Origin of the sequence: Paenibacillus sp. FSL K6-2524 (genome assembly GCF_038005525.1) — a bacterium.
Lineage (GTDB): Bacteria > Bacillota > Bacilli > Paenibacillales > Paenibacillaceae > Fontibacillus > Fontibacillus anaericanus.
The window spans coordinates 1,994,404-2,013,489 of record NZ_JBBOSP010000001.1 but is presented as its reverse complement, the minus strand read 5'-3'; the positions used below and the strand labels follow the sequence as shown (position 1 = coordinate 2,013,489).

The following is a 19,086-nucleotide window of genomic DNA, read 5'->3' as shown; positions in this document are numbered from 1 at the left end:
AAATACGTGTCCGTGAGACTTGAACACAGGGAGTGTACAAGTCACAACGGGACACGTATTTTTACGTATGGCGAGATTTATGATTAATCAAATTAACCAATGGAACCTTCCATTTCGAACTTGATAAGTCTATTCATCTCAACCGCGTATTCCATTGGAAGTTCTTTAGTGAACGGTTCAATGAAACCCATTACGATCATTTGTGTTGCTTCCGCTTCAGTAAGGCCGCGGCTCATCAGATAGAACAGCTGCTCTTCCGATACCTTCGACACCGTCGCTTCGTGCTCAAGCATAATGTTATCGTTCATGATCTCATTGTAAGGGATTGTATCTGAAGTGGATTCGTTATCCATAATCAAAGTATCACACTTAATGTTGGATTTCGCACCTTCCGCATTACGACCAAAGGAAGCCAACCCACGATAGGTTACTTTACCTCCATGCTTACTGATCGATTTCGAAATGATGGTGGACGTTGTATCTGGAGCCAGATGGATCATTTTGGCACCAGCATCCTGATGTTGGCCTTTACCCGCAACAGCGATGGAAAGTACGCTCCCCTTCGCCCCACGTCCTTTAAGAATAACAGCTGGATATTTCATCGTCAGTTTGGAACCAATGTTTCCATCGACCCATTCCATCGTTGCATTCTCTTCAGCTACCGCACGTTTGGTTACGAGATTATAGATATTTGGTGCCCAGTTCTGAATCGTCGTATAACGTACACGTGCGTTCTTCTTGCAGACGATTTCTACAACAGCACTGTGTAGGGAGTTCGTACTGTAGATTGGAGCCGTACATCCTTCTACATAGTGCACAAAGCTGTCTTCATCGGCAATAATGAGCGTACGTTCAAACTGTCCCATGTTCTCCGAATTGATTCGGAAGTAGGCTTGTAATGGAACTTCACATTTTACGCCCTTCGGCACATAAATGAAGCTACCCCCAGACCATACCGCACTATTCAATGCTGCAAACTTATTATCTGCTGGAGGGATTACAGTTGCAAAGTACTCACGCAAAAGCTCTGGGTACTCACGTAACGCCGTATCCGTATCTGTAAAGATAACACCTTGATCTTCCAGTTCTTTTTGCATGCTATGATAAACTACCTCGGATTCATACTGTGCCGACACACCCGCTAGAAACTTCTGTTCCGCTTCTGGAATTCCAAGCTTATCAAATGTTTCTTTGATTTCAGTAGGAACCTCTTCCCACGTCTTCCCTTGTTTCTCCGATGGTCTTACGTAGTATTGGATATCCTCGAAATCAAGTCCTTCGAGCTCTCCGCCCCATGTAGGAAGAGGCATCTTCTCGAATTGTGCTAGTGACTTCAGACGGAAGTCCAGCATCCACTCAGGTTCATTCTTAATCTTGGAGATTTCCATGACAACTTCACGGGTTAATCCTTTGCCCGTTTGGAAAATTGATTTATGTTCATCTCTAAAGCCATATTGGTACTCTTCCATATCAGGCGCTTTCTTAGCCATAGCTGATACCCCCTTATTGTTTGGACTCTTCGTTAATACCCTTCTTCAGCGCGTTCCACGCAAGCGTGGCACACTTGATTCGGGCAGGAAATTTATTAACTCCAGATAAAGCTTCTATATCTTCATAATCATCAAATTCCGCCGGTTCACCTTTCATCAGACAGGAGAATCGGTCAGCCAAATCCATTGCTTCAGCAAAAGTACGACCTTTAACTGCCTCTGTCATCATGGACGCAGAAGACATACTGATGGAACAACCATCACCCGTAAAACGGGCATCTTTCACAATATCGTCCTCAATAACAAGATGAAGGGAAATACGATCCCCACAGGTAGGGTTATTCAACTCCACCGTCAAAGTCTCGTTATCAAATTTACCACGATTTCGTGGAGTTTTATAATGATCCATAATTACGCGGCGGTACAAATCGTCAAGTTGCATTATCCAAAATACTCCTTTGTTTGGATTAAAGCCTTCGCCAGTGCATCGATGTCTTGCTCTGTATTGTATAAATACAAGCTGGCTCTCACCGTAGAGTTAACTTGAAGCCAACGCATCAAAGGTTGGCAGCAATGATGCCCCGCCCGAACGGCAATGCCAGATGCATCCAGTACAGTCGCTACATCATGCGGATGAACGTCCATCAAATTGAATGTGATCAACCCAACCTCGCGATCGCGGGGTCCATACAGTGTAATCCCTTCAATTTCAGACAAGCGATCCATCGCATACATGGCCAGCTTCGTTTCATGCCGATGAATTTCATCCATGCCGATAGCTTCTAAGAAATCAATCGCAGCCCCTAGTCCAACGGCTCCAGCAATGATCGGAGTACCTCCTTCAAACTTATAAGGAAGCTCCTTCCACGTGGATTCATAAAGACCAACGTCATTGATCATTTCTCCGCCGAATTCTACCGGTTCCATGGACTCTAATAAATGCTTCTTACCATATAATACTCCAATACCTGTCGGTGCACACATTTTATGACCAGAAAAAGTATAGAAATCACAATCCAAATCTTGCATATTCACTTTCATATGCGGTGTACTTTGTGCACCGTCTACTACGATGACCGCTCCGTGCCGGTGTGCGATTTCGGCAATTTGTTTCACCGGATTCACTACACCGAGCACATTCGATACATAAGCGATTGCTACAATTTTGGTTCGACTTGTAATTGTCTTCTCAACATCCTCAGGTGCGACATTTCCATCAGACTGAAGAGGGATATATTTCAGTACGGCCTTAGTTCTCAGTGCAAGTTGTTGCCAAGGAATCAGATTACTATGATGTTCCATCTGTGTTATGACGATTTCATCGCCTTCTTGTAGAACCGCAGGACCATATGATGAAGCCACGATGTTCAGAGCTGTCGTCGTTCCTCTTGTGAAAATGATCTCCTCCGTGTGGGATGCCCCGATAAACCGAGCCACCTTCTCACGTGCACCTTCATAATCATCCGTTGCCCGGCTACCGAGCGTATGAACACCACGATGCACATTAGCGTTATCCCACTCGTAATAATGCTTCAGAGCATCTAATACGACTTTGGGCTTTTGAGAACTCGCCGCACTGTCTAGATAGACAAGAGGATGACCGTTAATCTCCTGATGTAGAATAGGAAATTGCTCTTTGATCAGTTCGGCATTCATTGACCCAACTTCCTTTCGATCAATTCCTGCAGTTGATGTTGCAATTGCTCAAGTGGAATATCTGACACAACTGGAGCCAAAAATCCGTAAATAACCAAACGTTCTGCTACTTCACGAGAAATTCCCCGAGACATCAAATAATAGATCTGCTCTGGATTGACTTGACCTACTGATGCAGCGTGACCTGCTGTTACATCATCTTCATCAATCAGAAGAATCGGATTTGCATCCCCACGGGCTTTAGGACTAAGCATTAATACTTTTTCCGTCTGTTCTCCGTTTGCCTTGGTAGCGCCCTTTTCAATCTTTGTGATCCCATTAATAATGGCCGTTGATTTTTCGCGCATAACAGCACGGGTAATCATCTGGCTATCTGAACTCTTGCCGAAATGAACGGCTTTTGTTGTAAGATTTAATTTCTGTGATCCAGAACCTACAGCGATGACTTTAGCATCAGATAGAGATCCATTACCTTTAAGCACAGACAAAGTCTCACTCATGGAATCGCCATTGTTCATTTCTCCGATGATCCATTCAATGCTACCATCGTTCTCTACCACCGAACGGCGATAAATTAAGTCCGTCGTGTTTTCGTTCAATTCATGAATCGTAGCAAATTGTACTTTAGCCCCAGACTTCACGAACACTTCAGCAGCACCATTATGCACGATCTTATCGCTAAACTCTCCAGATATATAGTTATCAACGTATGTCACACGGCTATTGGATTCTGCCACAATGAGTACGTGAGGTGAGAATACAGTTGTTGTATCGTCCAGCAGGAAAATACTTTGCAGAGGTGTTTCAATTACTACATTCTTTGGAACGTAGAGGAACACGCCTCCATTCCAAAGTGCTGCATGTAGCGCTGTAAGTCGGTTTTCATCCGATTTTACTGCTGTGTGCAAGTAAGACTTCACTAGATCCGCATGATCCCGAACCGCAGTTTCCAGATCAGTGAAAATCACACCTTTAGCAGCTAATTCAGGGGATATACGAGAAAATACAACATCACCATTTCGTTGTACAATCAGGTTACTTTGATCTCCAAGTTCAACAAGCGATGCAACACTCTCTGGAAGTTGCTGCGATATTTCTTGTCGATTTTGACGTAAGGCACCGAAATCTTGAATATTCCAGCGTTCAATTTTCATTTTTTCCAGTTTCGGCAGATCCAGTTCAGCAGCAAGCCCAAGTGCATTCACACGGCTCTCAGTCAACCAAGCTGGCTCTCCATTGCTTAGTGAAGCTTTCTTAAGCTGGTCTGATTCCACCGGAAGAAGTATTTGTGTAGTCATCTCTATTCCTCCTTCCAATTAGGCTTCTTGACCGACAGTCTCGTCCTCAATACCAAGTTCCTCTTTGATCCAATCGTAACCGTCTTGTTCTAGACGTTCTGCCAATTCTGGACCACCAGATTTAACGATACGTCCTTGCATCATAACGTGTACGAAATCCGGCTTAACATAGTTAAGCAAGCGTTGATAGTGGGTAATAATTAGGAAGCCACGCTCTTCGCTACGCATAGCATTCACACCATTTGCTACGATCCGTAGGGCATCGATATCAAGACCCGAATCGATCTCGTCCAACACAACGATCTTTGGATCTAGCAACATCATTTGTAGAATTTCATTACGTTTCTTCTCTCCACCAGAGAAGCCCTCATTTAAATAACGGTGTGCAAACTCAGGATTCATTTCGAGTTCCTTCATTTTGCCTTCCATTTGACGAATGAATTTGATTAGTGATACTTCATTACCTTCGCCACGACGCGAGTTGATTGCACTGCGAAGAAAGTCGGAGTTGGTTACTCCTGCAATTTCACTTGGATACTGCATCGCCAAAAATAGACCTGCGCGAGCGCGTTCATCGACTGCCATTTCCAGAACATCTTCCCCGTCCAGGGTTACGTTACCTTCAGTCACTTCATATTTAGGATGGCCCATCAGTGCGGAAGCAAGTGTACTTTTACCTGTTCCGTTTGGACCCATAATCGCGTGAATTTCGCCGCCCTTTATTTCAATATCGATCCCCTTGAGAATTTGTTTCCCCTCAATTGTCGCTTTAAGACCTTCAATCACGAAATGTGTAGCCATATTTATAGCTCCTTCCAATTGTCGTCAATTATTTGATATTACGTGTATTATTACAGGGACACCTCCCTGAAGTTAAACTGATTATACCATAATCATTCTCAGTTGAGAATTATTATTACTGATTATCATTGATTCTCATTCCATTCTATCGCACTTGTATAGCTTAATCAATGCCTCTTAGCTTAACTACGGCTTCTGTACTATATAATTCCTCATAGTAAATTCCTCCACCTTAGAATTTGTCGAAAACAAACGGACTTAGCCTTATTTCTCGGCTAAGTCCGCAATAATTAAACAGATTTTAGATTAGCTTTCATCCCAAAAAGGAACGAAGCATCCACATGTGTTTCTCAAGGTCACCTTGTAAACCTGTAAGTAGATCCCCAGTTACTTGGTCGTTGTCCTTCTCAGCGAGTTCGATACCTACCTGGAAGGATTCACAAAGTGTAGCGAAATCTTCAATCAGAGTTTGAACCATCCTCTGACTCTCTTCCTTACCCGATGCTTCCTGGATCGTAGCTAGCTTCAAATATTCTTTCATTGTTGCCGCCGGACTGCCTTGAAGCGTAATTAGACGCTCAGCAATCGCATCCATCATTAATGTAACCTCGTTGTATAGTTCTTCAAATTTAACATGTAGAGTGTAAAAATTCTCACCCTTAACATACCAATGATAATGATGAAGTTTCACATACAATACATTCAAGTTGGCCACCTGTTCGCCTAATACCTTATCCAGATTTGATGCAACCACTTTATTTGAAGTACTCGAATCTGTTTTTGCCATGATGAAATCCCTCATTTCTGATTATTATGTCAAATTGACTAACGTTCTTATATTTCTATTTACCCAAGACTTGGATTAATAAATCAGGTATAAGGATTTAAAATCACTACCTTTTCCGATATACTAACTCTATATTTTAACACCATTTGGTTTGCAACGACTTTTGTAACATCATATATTCGTGGAGGTGTCTAAATCGTGTCGCAATATTATCCTTTATCCCTTGAGAATGCCATCGTCTATGCACGTTCCATTCCTGATTTCTTTACTGCTGACGCCAATCTTAGTTGTGAAGAAATCGGTGATGGTAACTTAAATCTAGTCTTCAAAATTGAAGACCCAATCTCCGCAAAGAGTCTTATTGTTAAGCAGGCCTTGCCCTACGCCAAAGTTGTAGGTGAATCATGGCCACTAAGCCTAGATCGTGCGCGCATCGAACGTGAGGCACTGGTAATCCAGCACACCTTATGCCCCGACCTCGTACCTATCGTTTACGGTGGCAACCAAGAACTAGCGATAACAGTTATGGAGGATCTCTCCGATCACACCATCATGAGAAAAGGTCTGATTGACGGTAACACTTATCCACGATTTCCCGAACATATCGGTAGATTTATCGCCCACACCCTTTTCTACACCTCTGATCTTGGCATGAATCAGCAGCGTAAGAAGGAGCAAGCGGCCCGTTTCGTAAATCCTGATTTGTGCAAAATCACCGAGGATCTCATTTTCGAAGACCCTTATCGCGATGTGCCTAATAATGTTTTTTCTGAAGATATTATTCTAGAGGTCAAACAACTATGGGAGGATACTGAACTTCACTTGGAGGTTGCACTTCTACGCGAGAAATTTCTTACGCACGGAGAAGCACTTCTTCACGGAGATTTACACACGGGGAGTATCTTTGTTACAGCGCAGTCAACCAAGGTAATTGACCCCGAGTTTGCTTTTTATGGTCCTATGGGTTTCGATCTTGGGGCAATCATAGCCAATTTACTATTGAATTTCACTGCTCAACCAGGTTGGAGTGACAATACTGAGCTTCTAGAGGAACGTAGACAATGGCTCCTTACATCCATTAAAAATGTTTGGGATCAATTCGAGAACCATTTCCGCAGGTTGTGGAACGATTATGGGATCGACCCCATCTCCAAAACACCCGGTTATCAAAATTTATATATTCAAAAAGTACTACGGGATGCTGTTGGGTTCGCTGGATGTAAAATGATTCGCCGGATCGTAGGTCTCTCGCACGTAGCCGACATTGAGACGATCCAAGATGATGAACTCCGTCACCAGGCAAAGGTCACGGCATTACAAATAGGCAAAGCGCTCCTGAAATACGGACGATCCACTTCATCCATCGATGAAATCATCGATTTAACAAAGCAAATTGTCCAAACAGAAGGAGTTAGTCTTTAAAGCTCCGTATAATACCAATTTATTCTTTTTTTTAAAATGAACTTTTGACCTATTTAATTATATTGATGCATAGAACTTTTGAACTAAATTTATAAGTCGGATATATTTTGATGAAAAATGATTGATCACAAAGGACTTTGGGACTATGATTGTACATCCAGCGGTGCTATTATTAGAAGGAGAATTCGTATTGAATAGTAAATCACCTATTCTAATAATTGTAGATTGAACTAAAGTTTATCCTGATTTATTTTTTTCTTTAGTTCCTACTTTCTACATCAGCAAATTGATTTTTTTGGGGGAAATATGGATAATCATAATCAAAACAACCATGAGGAATTGGGGTATTTGTTCAATATTGAAATTTTGGTAAAGGACAAATCCAATGCACTGGCACTGCAAGCGCTGCTACAGTTGCTAAACAACGCTGAGAATATAATTGATTACCGTATTAACTCAGGAATCGAATTAGGTTCAATCATAGAATCCCTTTTGGTCGCGAAGAAGCAAACCTTCATCTCAAACTCTTACAAACGACTAACAGCTACTGCTCAAGACAAGAAGAAAGTATCACAAGCTCCCCCTTCTCCACCAGCAAAAGAAAAAAACAAACCCACTAAACCCCTAAGCGACAACTTCGCTAGTATGGCTAACAACGGGGATTTTGGAGCTTGGATTCAAAAACATATTTCTGAGAATCGACTCATCCGTCTATCAGTTATACGTAATGGCGTGCGTACAAGTATCCCTTGCCGAATTTTGAACTTTATACCAGAAACGTATGCTATGAATGTGTACCATGTAGACGAGAAGCAAGTGTATACGTTTAACCTAAGCGAAATTATTGATTTTATTGAGACTTAACTATATTTTGTGACAGTGTAAAAAAGAGGCTGCACCCAAGTAGATATATCAATACTTGTGGGGCAACCTCTTTGTTTGAAATTTCATGTTCATCCATAAACTTTTACTTCGATTGGTTAGTCCATGCGGCCGATGCTAAGAGTAACCAGCCGACAATAAAGGATATGCCCCCGAGTGGAGTAATTGGACCTAGCCATTTCCATCCAGTAATAGCCATCAAATATAAACTTCCAGAGAACAGAACAATACCTATGACGAATAATCGATTCGCCCAAAGCCATTTACGAGACTCCCCCAGCTTCCCGGCTAACAGTGCAGTAATGAGAATCCCTAAAGCATGAATCATATGATAGTGAACTCCGGTCTCATAAGTTCCAGTCGCTTTCTCACCGATTATGGGCTCCAAAATGTGAGCACCAAAAGCGCCGAGAGCCACCGCAAGAGACATCAAAACGGCACCAATCCTTACATATTTACGCTGCATTATTTCGCCTCCTCGCCATCACTTTGCCAGAATGAGGCATAAAATGCAAACGAAAACTTGAATTTCAGCTTAGATTATGGAAAATTAAGTAGTAGTGAAACGAATGACTATGTTCCCAAAGGAGATTAAAGAATGGATCATATTAACCTAACTGAATCAAACGCTCCATATAACACAATCCAGCCAAACAATACGGTGGCAGTCCGCAAACATTCTGGTCCAGGCATCGCGTCTTTTATCATCAGTTTGCTAGCTATTATAGGTTATATCGCAGCGATTGGAATTATTGCCACGGGCGTAAATGACATTGTACTCCTATCAGGTGAAATGTCCGGAGAGGAACTAGTTCAGCAATCCGGCGTCATTGTTGGCTTCCTAATATTTGTCGTGGCTGGGGTATTGAATATGGTTTCGTTAATTTTGGGAATTGTCGGGCTCGTAATCAAAAACCGAAAAAAAGTATTTGTAATCCTCGGATTAGTACTCTCTTGCATTTCAATATTACTTATGATTATCTTATTCGTTATAGGTAGCATGATTAGCTAGTAGATCCATTCTCGGAAGTTCTACAAGAAGTATTTCCTACACAGGTATTTCGATAGTAATGTATTGATGATGTTAAACCCTCTCTCTTTTAGCTATAATAGATTTATATGAAATGAACTTAAGGAGATACTTATGTCAAAAGTCAAAGTTTTTGCGGATAGCACTTCAGATCTACCTGCAGCTTGGATTAGCCAATATCACATTGGGATCATTCCACTTTATGTTGTGTTTGATGAAGAGAGCTACAAGGATGGGACAGAAATTACACCAGCTGATCTTTATCAGCAGGTAGAGAAATCAGACAAGTTACCTAAGACAACAGCACCCTCGCCTAAAGACTTTATGGACGCTTTCGGCCCCCATATTGAACGCGGGGAGGATATCTTATATATCAGCCTATCTTCAGAGCTTTCATCCACTTATCAGAATGCTCGCATTGCCGCCGCTGAATTTCCGGAGGATCGTATACGTATTGTCGACTCCCTCAACTTATGTAGTGGAATCGGCCTTTTAGTTATGAAGGCAGTTCGAGCAGCGGAAAGTGGCAGCAGTCTGAATGAAATCGTGTCTCTAGTAGAGACCTATCGGCCACTGGTTGAAACGGAGTTTGTTATCGATACGCTGGAGTATTTATATAAGGGGGGCCGCTGCTCAGGCATGCAAAATTTCATCGGCAGTTTGCTGCAAATTCGGCCCGTACTGAAGGTTGTAGATGGAGGAATCATTCCAGCTTATAGAGTTCGTGGTAGAAAAGAAAAAGCTGTCCAACAAATGTTGGACAACACGTTAGCGAACCGAGACTTGATGGACAATGATTTGATTATCGTTGCCCATTCATTCGCGGAAGAGGAAGCCCTTCGATTGGCTGCGATCCTAAGAGAACAAACCGGAGCACGTGAAGTAGCAGTAACTGAAGCCGGTTGTGTTATCTCGAGTCATTGCGGCAAACATACGATTGGGATCATGTATACAAAAAAACCATCTGTCTCAGAAATTCTTTAATCATGTTCCTCCGCAATTAAGCGGCGATATCTTTCACCAAATTCTTGATCCATTTTTTAGAGTGAATCCGGGCTAATCCAAATCCGAAGCGAACTACTTCTTCTAACGAGAGAACCAAATAGACGAGATAGATCGGTTGCTTCCAGACAAAAGATAGCAATAGCCCGGAGGGAACTCCTATCAACCACGTAGCCGTGGATTCCATGGCAAATACGAATTTGCTGTCTCCCCCACTGTTTAGTATCCCCCCAGCCATGATCATGTTCGCTACCTTCACCCATAGGAACGCAGCAAATACCCAAACGAGGTATATCCCCAATTGATGAGCATCTTCAGAGACATTAAATGCTGACACATATAAAGGAGCTGCTAATGCAATGATTACACCTACACCCAAAGAGATCATTATTCCTAAATTAATAAATCGCTTGGCGTACTGTAGTGCCAAACTTTCCTCTCCAGCGCCCAATTTATTCCCTACCATGACTCCTCCAGCACTGGCCAAGCCTGATAACAACCCGACGCTTAACCCTTGAAGCGGAAAGGTAATCGTCATGGCAGTCATCTCAGCGGTTCCCATCCTACTATAAATAACTGCATAAACAGTTTCTCCAAGTACCCATATGAGCTCGGTCAAAATGATTGGATACGTTGTTTGAAAAAATTTGGACACCAATGGCTTGCGCGCTCCAAACAAATTTGAGAAGTCTACGGAACCCGGAAGCCGAAATTTGTATACTGCACCGATGATTACGATACATTCCACGAGCCGAGAAATTAGTGTTGCTACCGCCGAACCCTTCAATCCCCATTCTGGAAAACCAAACTTTCCATAGATCAACAGATAGTTCAATATAATATTCAGACATACCGTGAACAGACTTACAAACATCGGTAGCTTTACATGAGTCGTACTGCGAAGAATTGCTGAATACATCATCGTGAGCATGGTTGGAACATAGCTAAGTGCCATTATCTCCAGAAAAATGTATCCATCTCCGATGACACGTTCGTCAGTTGTGAACATACTTAAGCACATCTCAGGTTTGAAATACACCAGCAAAGTGAATAAGAACGACAAGATAAATCCGCAGAACAGGCCAATACCGAGGATCTGAGAAATACTCTTTCGATCTTGTTTGCCCCAGAACTGTGCCGCATAGACGGAGACACCCATCGCCAAACCCGCTAGAACAACGGAAATGATTCCGTATATTTTGGTGGACATCCCTACTGAAGCGATCGCCACATCTCCAAGTTGACCCACCATTAACTGATCCGTTAAGGCAAGTAACGCCATGATGAGGCTCTGAAGCGTTACGGGAACCGCAATTTTATATACATTTGCATAGAAATCTCTCTTGATATGATCTTGCATATCATTTCCTCCTAGTTATATAGCCTTTAGATATCGTAGTAAAGTGTAGTTATCCTGCGGTAAAACTTCTGCTACTTTGAATCTTTTAGCAAACTCTAACTCGTTGTATCCCGCACCATCTACGAGTGTAATATTAGATGCTCCTCCAATGATAATCGGCAGTTGCATCAGAATAATCTCATCTACCAAATCCTGTTTGAATACATGCCAGTTCAAGAAGCCCCCACCTTCAACCATCAAACTTGTGATGCCAAATTCAGTTTCCAACCGATAGTTTAAGAGTGAGAAATCGACTTCATCTTTACCACAGATCAAGCACTCTACATTTCGTTCACGCAACATGTTAATTTTGTATTCGTCCTGACCATTTTCCGTCGTAACGATAATGGTTCTTCCCTCATCATTTAATACATGACTATCCATTGGGATGTCCATTCTCCGGGTAGGAATAATGCGAATCGGGTTCTTATTCTCTTCGAACCGGTTAGTAAGGTAAGGATCATCAGTACTAATTGTATTCTTCCCGACCATAATTCCATCGACCTTACCACGAAATTTATGAATATATTCAATATCTTGATTATTAAATAGACTAAACAAGGGTTTGCTTGATTGTCCTGCACCTAAGGTTAATTTCCCATCGATTGAGATTTGACTGAATATACTCGTTTTCATTGTTCAACCTTCTCTCTTAAGGAATTATCTTGCTTTAATTCGTTCCAGTATGTTTGCTCCATAGTATGGAAGGCAATGCTAACTCCTTGCTGAAGTAATAGCTGAAGTCCGGCTTGAATACTCTTCCAAACGGCATTCATGTAAGGACTGATTGGAATGTAGCGGCTACCCTTCTGTAGCGATATCAGTTCCCTTCTTGTGTATGAGACCGTGTCCATAAGCTGCTCCAGAACTACAGGGTGAATAGGAATTCGCTGTACTTGAGTTCCCCATGCCCACTGACTTGCCTCACTTAACATAAATGATGTGAATGATAGAATGTCTTCCCTGAGTTCTGATTCTAGTGAATCATTGGGATACACTAATCCGATCGCAGAAGACATGGAGATCGACGTTCTGCCTTGAACAGAAGGTAGACTACCGACACCTAACTTTTGACCCAATTGACCATCCAAATAATTAAATATCCATTCCCCACACACTATGGCCCCAACTTCTCCAGCGATGAACCGCTCCAATAATTCAATTGAACCATTCATACTTTCTAAAAGCCCAGCTTCTGCTTGATCATACACAAACTGCAATGCCAGCTTCATTTCGTCATTCAAAAAATTAGGTCTTCCCTCTTTCAAAGGCCAGCCTCCAAATGCTGTAAGAAACGGAATAAACCAATAGGGCTGTTCAAAGTCACCTGCAATTGGAGTAATCCCTTTACTTATCAACTCAGTACCACTTTCCCTGATTTCCTCCCATGACGCAGGGGCTTCTGGGTAAATTTCATTATTATAATAAAGTACTAGATGGTTACCCTTGAGGACTGGAACTCCATATTGCTGTCCTTCTAACTGCATCGATACTAATGACTCTGAACCAAAAGACTCTACGAGATTGCAAATTTCGGTTGGAACAATAGAGTACCGTGATCGCATACCAAATCCAGTCATATCTGCTGGAACAAAAGCCATATGTGGGCCGTCTCCAGTACTAGCTACATCATAAAGTCTGGACTCCAATTCGCTTATGTTCATCACTTTTGGTGTAACTTGAATACCATGACTCTGAGAATATTCCCGACATAGCTGCTCCAGAACTTCAATCGATGTATCTCCTGGACCATCAAACTCGTGCCAAATAACCAATTCTCTACTCACATCAGTCTGCTCTCTCATCTCCTATGCACTCCCTACTTTCAATTGGTTAATCCTATCATGATATAGAATCATTGCTTGATTGGGTTGCATCACAAATTGTTTAAGATTCTTCTTCAAATCATCAGATCGATCTTCACTGTCAATGAGTACATCGAATCCCCCCACAACCGGAAATATACTGTCGGTATTTACTGACTGCGGCTTTTCATCATTTAAATTAAAGCACCCAATCAACAATTCATTTCCTTTAAGGTAGGCATAAATCAGCACATCATTTTGATGATCAGGTAGGAAAAAGTGGCTTGGCTGGACCAGATTAAGATGCTCTTTCTTACAGAGGTTCAACTGCTGCAGAAGTGGAATCATCGGCTTAGGGTTACTCCAATTCAATTTCAGCTTGTTAAAGAAAGCTCTTGGAATTTCTGCACCGCCTGTATTATCACCCAAGCCGCAGTTCAAAGGTTGTATTTCGTTCACTTCGATCCCTGTAGTTAGATAAGGAATGGCATTAGGTAAGAAATGATTAAAGACGCTCATCATGCGCGCTAGACTAGTTCCACCACGACTCATAATTCTTGGTGTGTCCGCTGTCTCTGAGCAAGCAAATACATGGATTTGAAGTTCTGGCAATTCCTTTACGTACATCATCAAAGTATTAATAGATATATCTGTCATTACATTCCAACCGCTGCCCAGCATAACGTTGTAACCCGTCTTTACTGCCTTATGATGATTACGATTGAATAAATCTTCACTTATGAGAATGGCTTGGGGGCGGATTTCTTTGATTTTCTTGAACATCTCTTCTAATAGCGGAACCGGTAAAACATGTCCGATATCAATTCGAAATCCATCGATTCTATACGTATCCAAATTAAAGATAATAGCTTCGATCAACTTATCCCATAATTCTTGATTCGGCTCATCCCCAGGATATAAATTACATTTGATCGTATCAAACAGTACATATGGGGGTTGTCCCTCCTGTAAATATGACCTTACTTGGGGTGAGAAATCTTTATACAATCTATAAAAAGTAATATCTGTCCAAATCGGCTGCACATCATTAATCCAATCAGAATGCGCTGGGGCTGTTGTAATCCCCATCTCTGCTTCAACTAATTGTAGAAGCTCTTCTCCTGTTTGCTCCGAACGAAGCTTAAGCCGCTGCCACAATACTGGATTTAACTCATTGGGTGGCTGAGCAAATTTCTTCAGGAAGGAAGATGTTTCCACACTTCGATACACCGTCTCTAGCTTATCAGGTCGGCATTCCTCGAAGAATCCTAGCTCAGGAATATTCGGCGGAGCAAATCCCTCCAGCGCATCATTCCAAATCCAATACACCCAATCAGGATATTCTTTAATAAATTCACTATTGCGCGCTGTTACTCTGGGAATGAAATCGACAACCACTTTGATATCAAGGAGATGACATGCCTCTACAAGAGCGGTCAATTCATCATGAATTGTAAAACCTACCATATCGTTTAATAAAGGATCATGCAGTTGATCATCTAATTCAAAGAGGCTCTGTACCGCATATGGGGACCCGATATCCCCTTTTAAATGCAGATTGCTGTACCGAGTAACTGGAAGTAGATACAGAATATTTACACCCATTTTCTTGAGTAAGGGTAGCAAAATCATAAATCGAAGAAATGTCCCCGATTGAATCTCCCCATCATGTAGATAATCCCAAGCGGCAGAGTAGCGGACAAGCGCTGAATAAATGACACTGTCGTCCAAGTTTTTATTTTCGGTGTAATAATAATGACTAGATAGATCAAATACGTACTGAAGATGATGAAGCATAAATGGTTGGAACTGTACTTTAATTTCTCCATCCTTCGTATCAAGCACTTCCGAATAGCCACATTCATTCCATATCGATGGTATCCATACAGGTTCGTCCTCGATATGCTTGTTGTGTGCTAAGAAGTGATAGACTTGTTTCAACCGACTCTGGCTAGACATGAACAATCATCTCCCTTTAGTAATAAGCAAAATATGAGAGCATAACTGACAATTTCTATTTCTCAAATACAAACACCGTTTTCAAAGTATTCGTCTCATAGGTCTCTCCAGTTCGAAGATCATAACCCACCAATTCCTGAATGGCTGTCTCATAATCATGCAAAGAATATTTCTTCGTAACTAAAGCAGCTAATATTGAATGATCCTCGGCAAATTGTAGTGCTTCCCCAAATGTGTTTAGATACTCTCCTGCTCCTACAATTTTGATAGCCTGCTGAGTATAGTGAGTAGGTGTAATCGTATATTGATATTTTCCATTAATGCCAAACGGGATAATCCGTCCTCCACGCTCAACCCATCTCTCCGCAGTCTCCATCTGATTTCCTACAGTATCAATCACAACATCAAATTTACGATCATGAAGTAAAGGTTTCACTCTATCTTCCTGTAATTGCTCAGGTTTGCAGGCATCATCTGAAAATTGAGCTGCATACGATAAGCGATATAGATTCTTCTCTGTTGCAATAGTCACACAGCCAATATACTTACTTACCAACTGACAAAGTATCCCCATTGGCCCTGAGCCAAGAATTAATACCGTATCGTCTCTAGTCACCCCTGCTTCTCGAAAGTTATGGAGAACACAAGCTAATGGTTCCACCAAAACAGCCGCTTCCCAGCTTATAGAAGGAGAAAGTGGGTGAATAAACTGAACATCGGTTACAAAGAACGGGGCAAATGTTCCAGCATCATTTAATCCAGAAATCCTCATTCCTTGCCCGTCCAAGCCTATGCAGAGGTGCTGCTTGTCCTGCTTGCAAAAACGACATTGGTTACAACTTCGATTAGGATCAATCACGACACGGTCACCTACCTGAACCTTATCTACAGTTGTTCCAACTTCTACAACAGTTCCCACTGCTTCATGACCACGTATAACATTCTGAATTCCAGGCTCTTTGCCAGTAATCACTGCCAGATCCGTACCACAGATCCCTGTCATATGGATCTTTACCTTCACATCGGTAGGTCGTAATAGCTGAGGTTCATCTCTAAGGCATAACTCCAATTGCCCTTGCTCACTCCATACCAACGCCTCCATACTTCGTGTCTTCAGCGATAAATCATGTTCTAGCTTCATTTACTTCTCTCCTTCCCCAATCTGTTCAAACGTTTGCGCAATATATAAAAACCATATTAACACTTGAGGAATGTAGAAGTAAGGGGAATAATGTCGAATGTAAAATATTTCTGAAAATTACTGAATATGTACTGAAAATGAATTATTGAGTTGGAACTACCTCTTAAAATCAACGTTCATAACAGATTCTTCACATATCGTCCCCTTCCATGAATATACTTTATTTACATCCACTCTCACCGTTCTCTGTAATGCATATAGGGAGGTGCCCACCATGCCGTCTTCACCTGAACCATATAATTTCGTTGTCTCGAAGGAAGATTGGTCGCTGCACCGCAAAGGATATCAGGATCAGCAGCGCCATCAAGAGAAAGTGCGGGAAGTTATCAGACAGAATCTCCCGGATCTCGTCACCGAGGAAAATATCATCATGTCTGACGGGAAGAAGATCATAAAGATACCACTTCGCAATTTGGAGGAGTACCGCTTTATTCATAATTATCAGAAGCATAAGCATGTCGGACAGGGTAATGGAGACAGCCAGGTTGGCGACGTACTCGCCCAAGATAATCCCAAGGACTCAGGGAAGGGTGGTAAAGCCGGAGATCAACCCGGTCACGACTTTATGGAGGCCGAAGTCAACATTGAAGACTTGGAAGAAATGCTGTTTAACGATTTAGAGTTGCCCTTCATTCAAGAGAAGGAAAAGGATGAGCTTGAGACTGTATCTTATCGCTTTAATGACATTCGAAAAAAAGGCCTCATGTCCAACATCGACAAGAAGCGGACGATACTAGAGAATCTTCGACGTAATGCCCGCGAAGGCACTCCCGGGATCCACGGGATCTCCCCAGACGACCTACGCTACAAAACCTGGGAGGATATCATCATACCGAAATCTAACGCGGTTATCCTTGCCATGATGGATACTTCAGGATCGATGGGTGCATTCGAGAAATATTGCGCACGTAGTTTCTTCTTCTGGATGACTAGATTTTTGCGCCAGCAATATGAGAAGGTCGAGATTGTGTTTCTGGCCCATCATACGGAGGCTCGTGAAGTCAGTGAAGAAGATTTCTTCAACCGCGGGGAGAGTGGCGGAACGATCTGCTCCTCTGTATACCAGAAAGCGTTGGAAATTATCGATACACGTTACCCCCCTATCGCTTACAACATCTACCCTTTCCATTTCTCCGACGGGGATAACCTAACTTCCGACAACGAGCGCTGTATCAAATTAATCGATGAGCTATTAAAACGTTGTAATATGTTTGGTTACGGGGAAGTCAATCAATACAACCGAGGTAGTACACTCATGTCCGCTTATCGAAATATTAAGCAAGAACGATTTATATATTATGTTATCAAAGAAAAAGGTGAAGTTTATAAAGCGCTGAGGCAGTTTTTCCATAAGCGGGAAGGAGACACGGCACTGTGAAAGGTGAACTGGAGCAACTGGAATATGCCATAGCGGAAATTATGGAAATCGCCAATGGGTTTGGTCTAGATTATTACCCCATGCGATACGAGATTTGTCCGGCAGACATCATCTATACCTTTGGAGCTTATGGTATGCCAACGCGATTTAGCCATTGGAGCTTTGGAAAAACCTTTAATAAAATGAAGATGCAATACGATTTTGGGCTGAGCAAAATTTATGAACTCGTTATTAATTCCAATCCATGTTATGCCTTTCTACTGGAAGGAAACTCCTTAATCCAGAACAAGTTGATCGTCGCTCACGTATTGGCACACTGTGATTTCTTTAAGAATAATCTGCGATTCTCTGCCACCAATCGGGATATGGTCGAAAGTATGTCCGCTACGGCTGAACGGATCAGCCAATATGAGCTGCTCTATGGAGCAAACACAGTTGAAACCTTCATAGATGCCGTGCTGGCCATCCAAGAGCATGTTGATCCAAGGCTAATCAAGCCTGGGCGGCATGATAAACGGAGACAAACGGAAGAAAAACTTAATCAGGCTAAAGAAGGGGGACCACGTAAACCCCCGAATAGTGAGTATGATGACTTATGGTCCCTCGACGAGTCTAAGAACCCTTCTATCAATAAAGAGACTCAGGCAAAGCCCCCTACCTTTCCACCGGAGCCCGAGAAAGATATCGTCTGGTTCATCCAGGAATACTCGGAGATTCTGGAAGACTGGCAGCGGGATATCATGAGCATGCTTCGCGAAGAAATGCTATACTTCTGGCCACAGATGGAGACGAAGATCATGAACGAAGGCTGGGCTTCGTATCTCCAAGGTGCTTACGCAAAAAGGCTCTCCATGAATGATATACATCGTTCATGGAGAGCTTTATATTCATTTATCCGAACATATTTGGGTTTTTGCATTAGCGAGCCTATTAACAGAATCAAGCACTGAAGCATTCAAAGGATATCTGACAAATG

General features: G+C 42.2%; 17 protein-coding genes and 1 pseudogene. 6 read left to right on the top strand and 12 right to left on the bottom strand.

Features of this window, described 5'->3' with window-relative positions; genetic code table 11:
* Nucleotides 1–92: 92 nt before the first annotated feature.
* The 6 genes from sufB to NST85_RS08880 form a co-directional block, all read right to left on the bottom strand.
* Nucleotides 93–1,490: a Fe-S cluster assembly protein SufB gene (sufB, locus tag NST85_RS08905; RefSeq protein WP_127192353.1), complete on the bottom strand. Its 1,398-nt coding sequence runs from the start codon at nucleotides 1,488–1,490 to the stop codon at nucleotides 93–95.
* A 13-nt stretch (nucleotides 1,491–1,503) separates the two neighbouring features.
* Entirely contained in the window at nucleotides 1,504–1,932 is a 429-nt protein-coding gene (gene sufU, locus NST85_RS08900; protein ID WP_127192354.1) for a Fe-S cluster assembly sulfur transfer protein SufU, read from the bottom strand.
* Entirely contained in the window at nucleotides 1,932–3,146 is a 1,215-nt protein-coding gene (locus NST85_RS08895) for a cysteine desulfurase (RefSeq protein WP_341189103.1), read from the bottom strand. The genes sufU and NST85_RS08895 overlap by 1 nt, the downstream gene beginning before the upstream one ends.
* On the bottom strand, nucleotides 3,143–4,444 hold the full coding sequence (gene sufD / locus NST85_RS08890) for a Fe-S cluster assembly protein SufD (protein ID WP_127192356.1): 1,302 nt from the start codon (nucleotides 4,442–4,444) through the stop codon (nucleotides 3,143–3,145). Before sufD ends, NST85_RS08895 begins: the two co-directional genes overlap by 4 nt.
* 18 nt (nucleotides 4,445–4,462) lie before the next feature.
* Nucleotides 4,463–5,245, bottom strand: coding sequence for a Fe-S cluster assembly ATPase SufC (sufC, locus tag NST85_RS08885; RefSeq protein ID WP_127192357.1), 783 nt, complete (start codon nucleotides 5,243–5,245; stop codon nucleotides 4,463–4,465).
* Between the two features lie 313 nt (nucleotides 5,246–5,558).
* Entirely contained in the window at nucleotides 5,559–6,032 is a 474-nt protein-coding gene (locus NST85_RS08880; RefSeq protein WP_127192358.1) for a Dps family protein, read from the bottom strand.
* 198 nt (nucleotides 6,033–6,230) lie between these two features.
* On the opposite strand from NST85_RS08880, the gene mtnK reads away from it, so the two are divergent.
* Together mtnK and NST85_RS08870 are read left to right on the top strand one after the other, a co-directional pair.
* Entirely contained in the window at nucleotides 6,231–7,454 is a 1,224-nt protein-coding gene (gene mtnK / locus NST85_RS08875; RefSeq protein WP_341189102.1) for an S-methyl-5-thioribose kinase, read from the top strand.
* Between the two features lie 306 nt (nucleotides 7,455–7,760).
* Nucleotides 7,761–8,318 carry a hypothetical protein gene (locus NST85_RS08870; RefSeq protein ID WP_127192360.1) on the top strand — a complete coding sequence of 186 codons (558 nt, stop codon included), beginning with the start codon at nucleotides 7,761–7,763 and terminating at the stop codon, nucleotides 8,316–8,318.
* Nucleotides 8,319–8,421: 103 nt separating this feature from the next.
* Here the strand turns inward: NST85_RS08870 and NST85_RS08865 are convergent, their stop codons facing one another.
* Nucleotides 8,422–8,802: a DUF423 domain-containing protein gene (locus NST85_RS08865; RefSeq protein ID WP_127192361.1), complete on the bottom strand. Its 381-nt coding sequence runs from the start codon at nucleotides 8,800–8,802 to the stop codon at nucleotides 8,422–8,424.
* A gap of 132 nt (nucleotides 8,803–8,934) precedes the next feature.
* On the opposite strand from NST85_RS08865, the gene NST85_RS08860 reads away from it, so the two are divergent.
* Nucleotides 8,935–9,348 (top strand): hypothetical protein, encoded by a 414-nt coding sequence (locus NST85_RS08860; protein ID WP_127192362.1) that lies wholly within the window; start codon nucleotides 8,935–8,937, stop codon nucleotides 9,346–9,348.
* 132 nt (nucleotides 9,349–9,480) lie between these two features.
* A complete protein-coding gene (locus NST85_RS08855; protein ID WP_127192363.1) occupies nucleotides 9,481–10,350 on the top strand; it encodes a DegV family protein in 870 nt (289 codons plus the stop codon).
* Between the two features lie 16 nt (nucleotides 10,351–10,366).
* Here NST85_RS08855 and NST85_RS08850 read toward each other — a convergent pair whose 3' ends face one another.
* From NST85_RS08850 to NST85_RS08830, 5 genes are read right to left on the bottom strand one after another with little or no spacing between them, the layout of a single operon-like run.
* Nucleotides 10,367–11,728, bottom strand: coding sequence for an MATE family efflux transporter (locus NST85_RS08850; protein WP_127192364.1), 1,362 nt, complete (start codon nucleotides 11,726–11,728; stop codon nucleotides 10,367–10,369).
* Nucleotides 11,729–11,743: 15 nt separating this feature from the next.
* Nucleotides 11,744–12,403: a dihydrofolate reductase family protein gene (locus NST85_RS08845; protein ID WP_127192365.1), complete on the bottom strand. Its 660-nt coding sequence runs from the start codon at nucleotides 12,401–12,403 to the stop codon at nucleotides 11,744–11,746.
* The gene (locus NST85_RS08840) at nucleotides 12,400–13,572 is read right to left on the bottom strand and encodes a sugar ABC transporter substrate-binding protein (protein WP_127192366.1); all 1,173 of its coding nucleotides are present in this window, start codon (nucleotides 13,570–13,572) and stop codon (nucleotides 12,400–12,402) included. The genes NST85_RS08845 and NST85_RS08840 overlap by 4 nt, the downstream gene beginning before the upstream one ends.
* Before the next feature lie 3 nt (nucleotides 13,573–13,575).
* Nucleotides 13,576–15,531, bottom strand: a complete 1,956-nt coding sequence (locus NST85_RS08835; RefSeq protein WP_127192367.1) for an alpha-amylase — start codon at nucleotides 15,529–15,531, stop codon at nucleotides 13,576–13,578.
* 55 nt (nucleotides 15,532–15,586) lie between these two features.
* The gene (locus tag NST85_RS08830; protein WP_246054076.1) at nucleotides 15,587–16,672 is read right to left on the bottom strand and encodes a zinc-dependent alcohol dehydrogenase; all 1,086 of its coding nucleotides are present in this window, start codon (nucleotides 16,670–16,672) and stop codon (nucleotides 15,587–15,589) included.
* 274 nt (nucleotides 16,673–16,946) lie between these two features.
* Here NST85_RS08830 and yhbH point away from each other — a divergent pair, with 274 nt between their 5' ends.
* On the top strand, nucleotides 16,947–18,110 hold the full coding sequence (yhbH, locus tag NST85_RS08825) for a sporulation protein YhbH (protein WP_127192368.1): 1,164 nt from the start codon (nucleotides 16,947–16,949) through the stop codon (nucleotides 18,108–18,110).
* Between the two features lie 41 nt (nucleotides 18,111–18,151).
* Nucleotides 18,152–18,964 (top strand): annotated as a pseudogene (locus NST85_RS08820) (SpoVR family protein); the annotation flags it as partial.
* Nucleotides 18,965–19,086 lie beyond the last annotated feature (122 nt).

What these genes read in the sequence shown, in the direction of transcription:
- sufB (WP_127192353.1), bottom strand. Translation starts at nt 1,490, where the DNA reads ATGGCTAAGAAAGCGCCTGATATGGAAGAGTACCAATATGGCTTTAGA.
- NST85_RS08840 (WP_127192366.1), bottom strand. Translation starts at nt 13,572, where the DNA reads ATGAGAGAGCAGACTGATGTGAGTAGAGAATTGGTTATTTGGCACGAG.
- NST85_RS08845 (WP_127192365.1), bottom strand. Translation starts at nt 12,403, where the DNA reads ATGAAAACGAGTATATTCAGTCAAATCTCAATCGATGGGAAATTAACC.
- NST85_RS08865 (WP_127192361.1), bottom strand. Translation starts at nt 8,802, where the DNA reads ATGCAGCGTAAATATGTAAGGATTGGTGCCGTTTTGATGTCTCTTGCG.
- NST85_RS08895 (WP_341189103.1), bottom strand. Translation starts at nt 3,146, where the DNA reads ATGAATGCCGAACTGATCAAAGAGCAATTTCCTATTCTACATCAGGAG.
- yhbH (WP_127192368.1), top strand. Translation starts at nt 16,947, where the DNA reads ATGCCGTCTTCACCTGAACCATATAATTTCGTTGTCTCGAAGGAAGAT.
- NST85_RS08850 (WP_127192364.1), bottom strand. Translation starts at nt 11,728, where the DNA reads ATGCAAGATCATATCAAGAGAGATTTCTATGCAAATGTATATAAAATT.
- NST85_RS08870 (WP_127192360.1), top strand. Translation starts at nt 7,761, where the DNA reads ATGGATAATCATAATCAAAACAACCATGAGGAATTGGGGTATTTGTTC.
- sufD (WP_127192356.1), bottom strand. Translation starts at nt 4,444, where the DNA reads ATGACTACACAAATACTTCTTCCGGTGGAATCAGACCAGCTTAAGAAA.
- sufC (WP_127192357.1), bottom strand. Translation starts at nt 5,245, where the DNA reads ATGGCTACACATTTCGTGATTGAAGGTCTTAAAGCGACAATTGAGGGG.
- NST85_RS08835 (WP_127192367.1), bottom strand. Translation starts at nt 15,531, where the DNA reads ATGTCTAGCCAGAGTCGGTTGAAACAAGTCTATCACTTCTTAGCACAC.
- sufU (WP_127192354.1), bottom strand. Translation starts at nt 1,932, where the DNA reads ATGCAACTTGACGATTTGTACCGCCGCGTAATTATGGATCATTATAAA.
- NST85_RS08880 (WP_127192358.1), bottom strand. Translation starts at nt 6,032, where the DNA reads ATGGCAAAAACAGATTCGAGTACTTCAAATAAAGTGGTTGCATCAAAT.
- NST85_RS08830 (WP_246054076.1), bottom strand. Translation starts at nt 16,672, where the DNA reads ATGAAGCTAGAACATGATTTATCGCTGAAGACACGAAGTATGGAGGCG.
- NST85_RS08860 (WP_127192362.1), top strand. Translation starts at nt 8,935, where the DNA reads ATGGATCATATTAACCTAACTGAATCAAACGCTCCATATAACACAATC.
- NST85_RS08855 (WP_127192363.1), top strand. Translation starts at nt 9,481, where the DNA reads ATGTCAAAAGTCAAAGTTTTTGCGGATAGCACTTCAGATCTACCTGCA.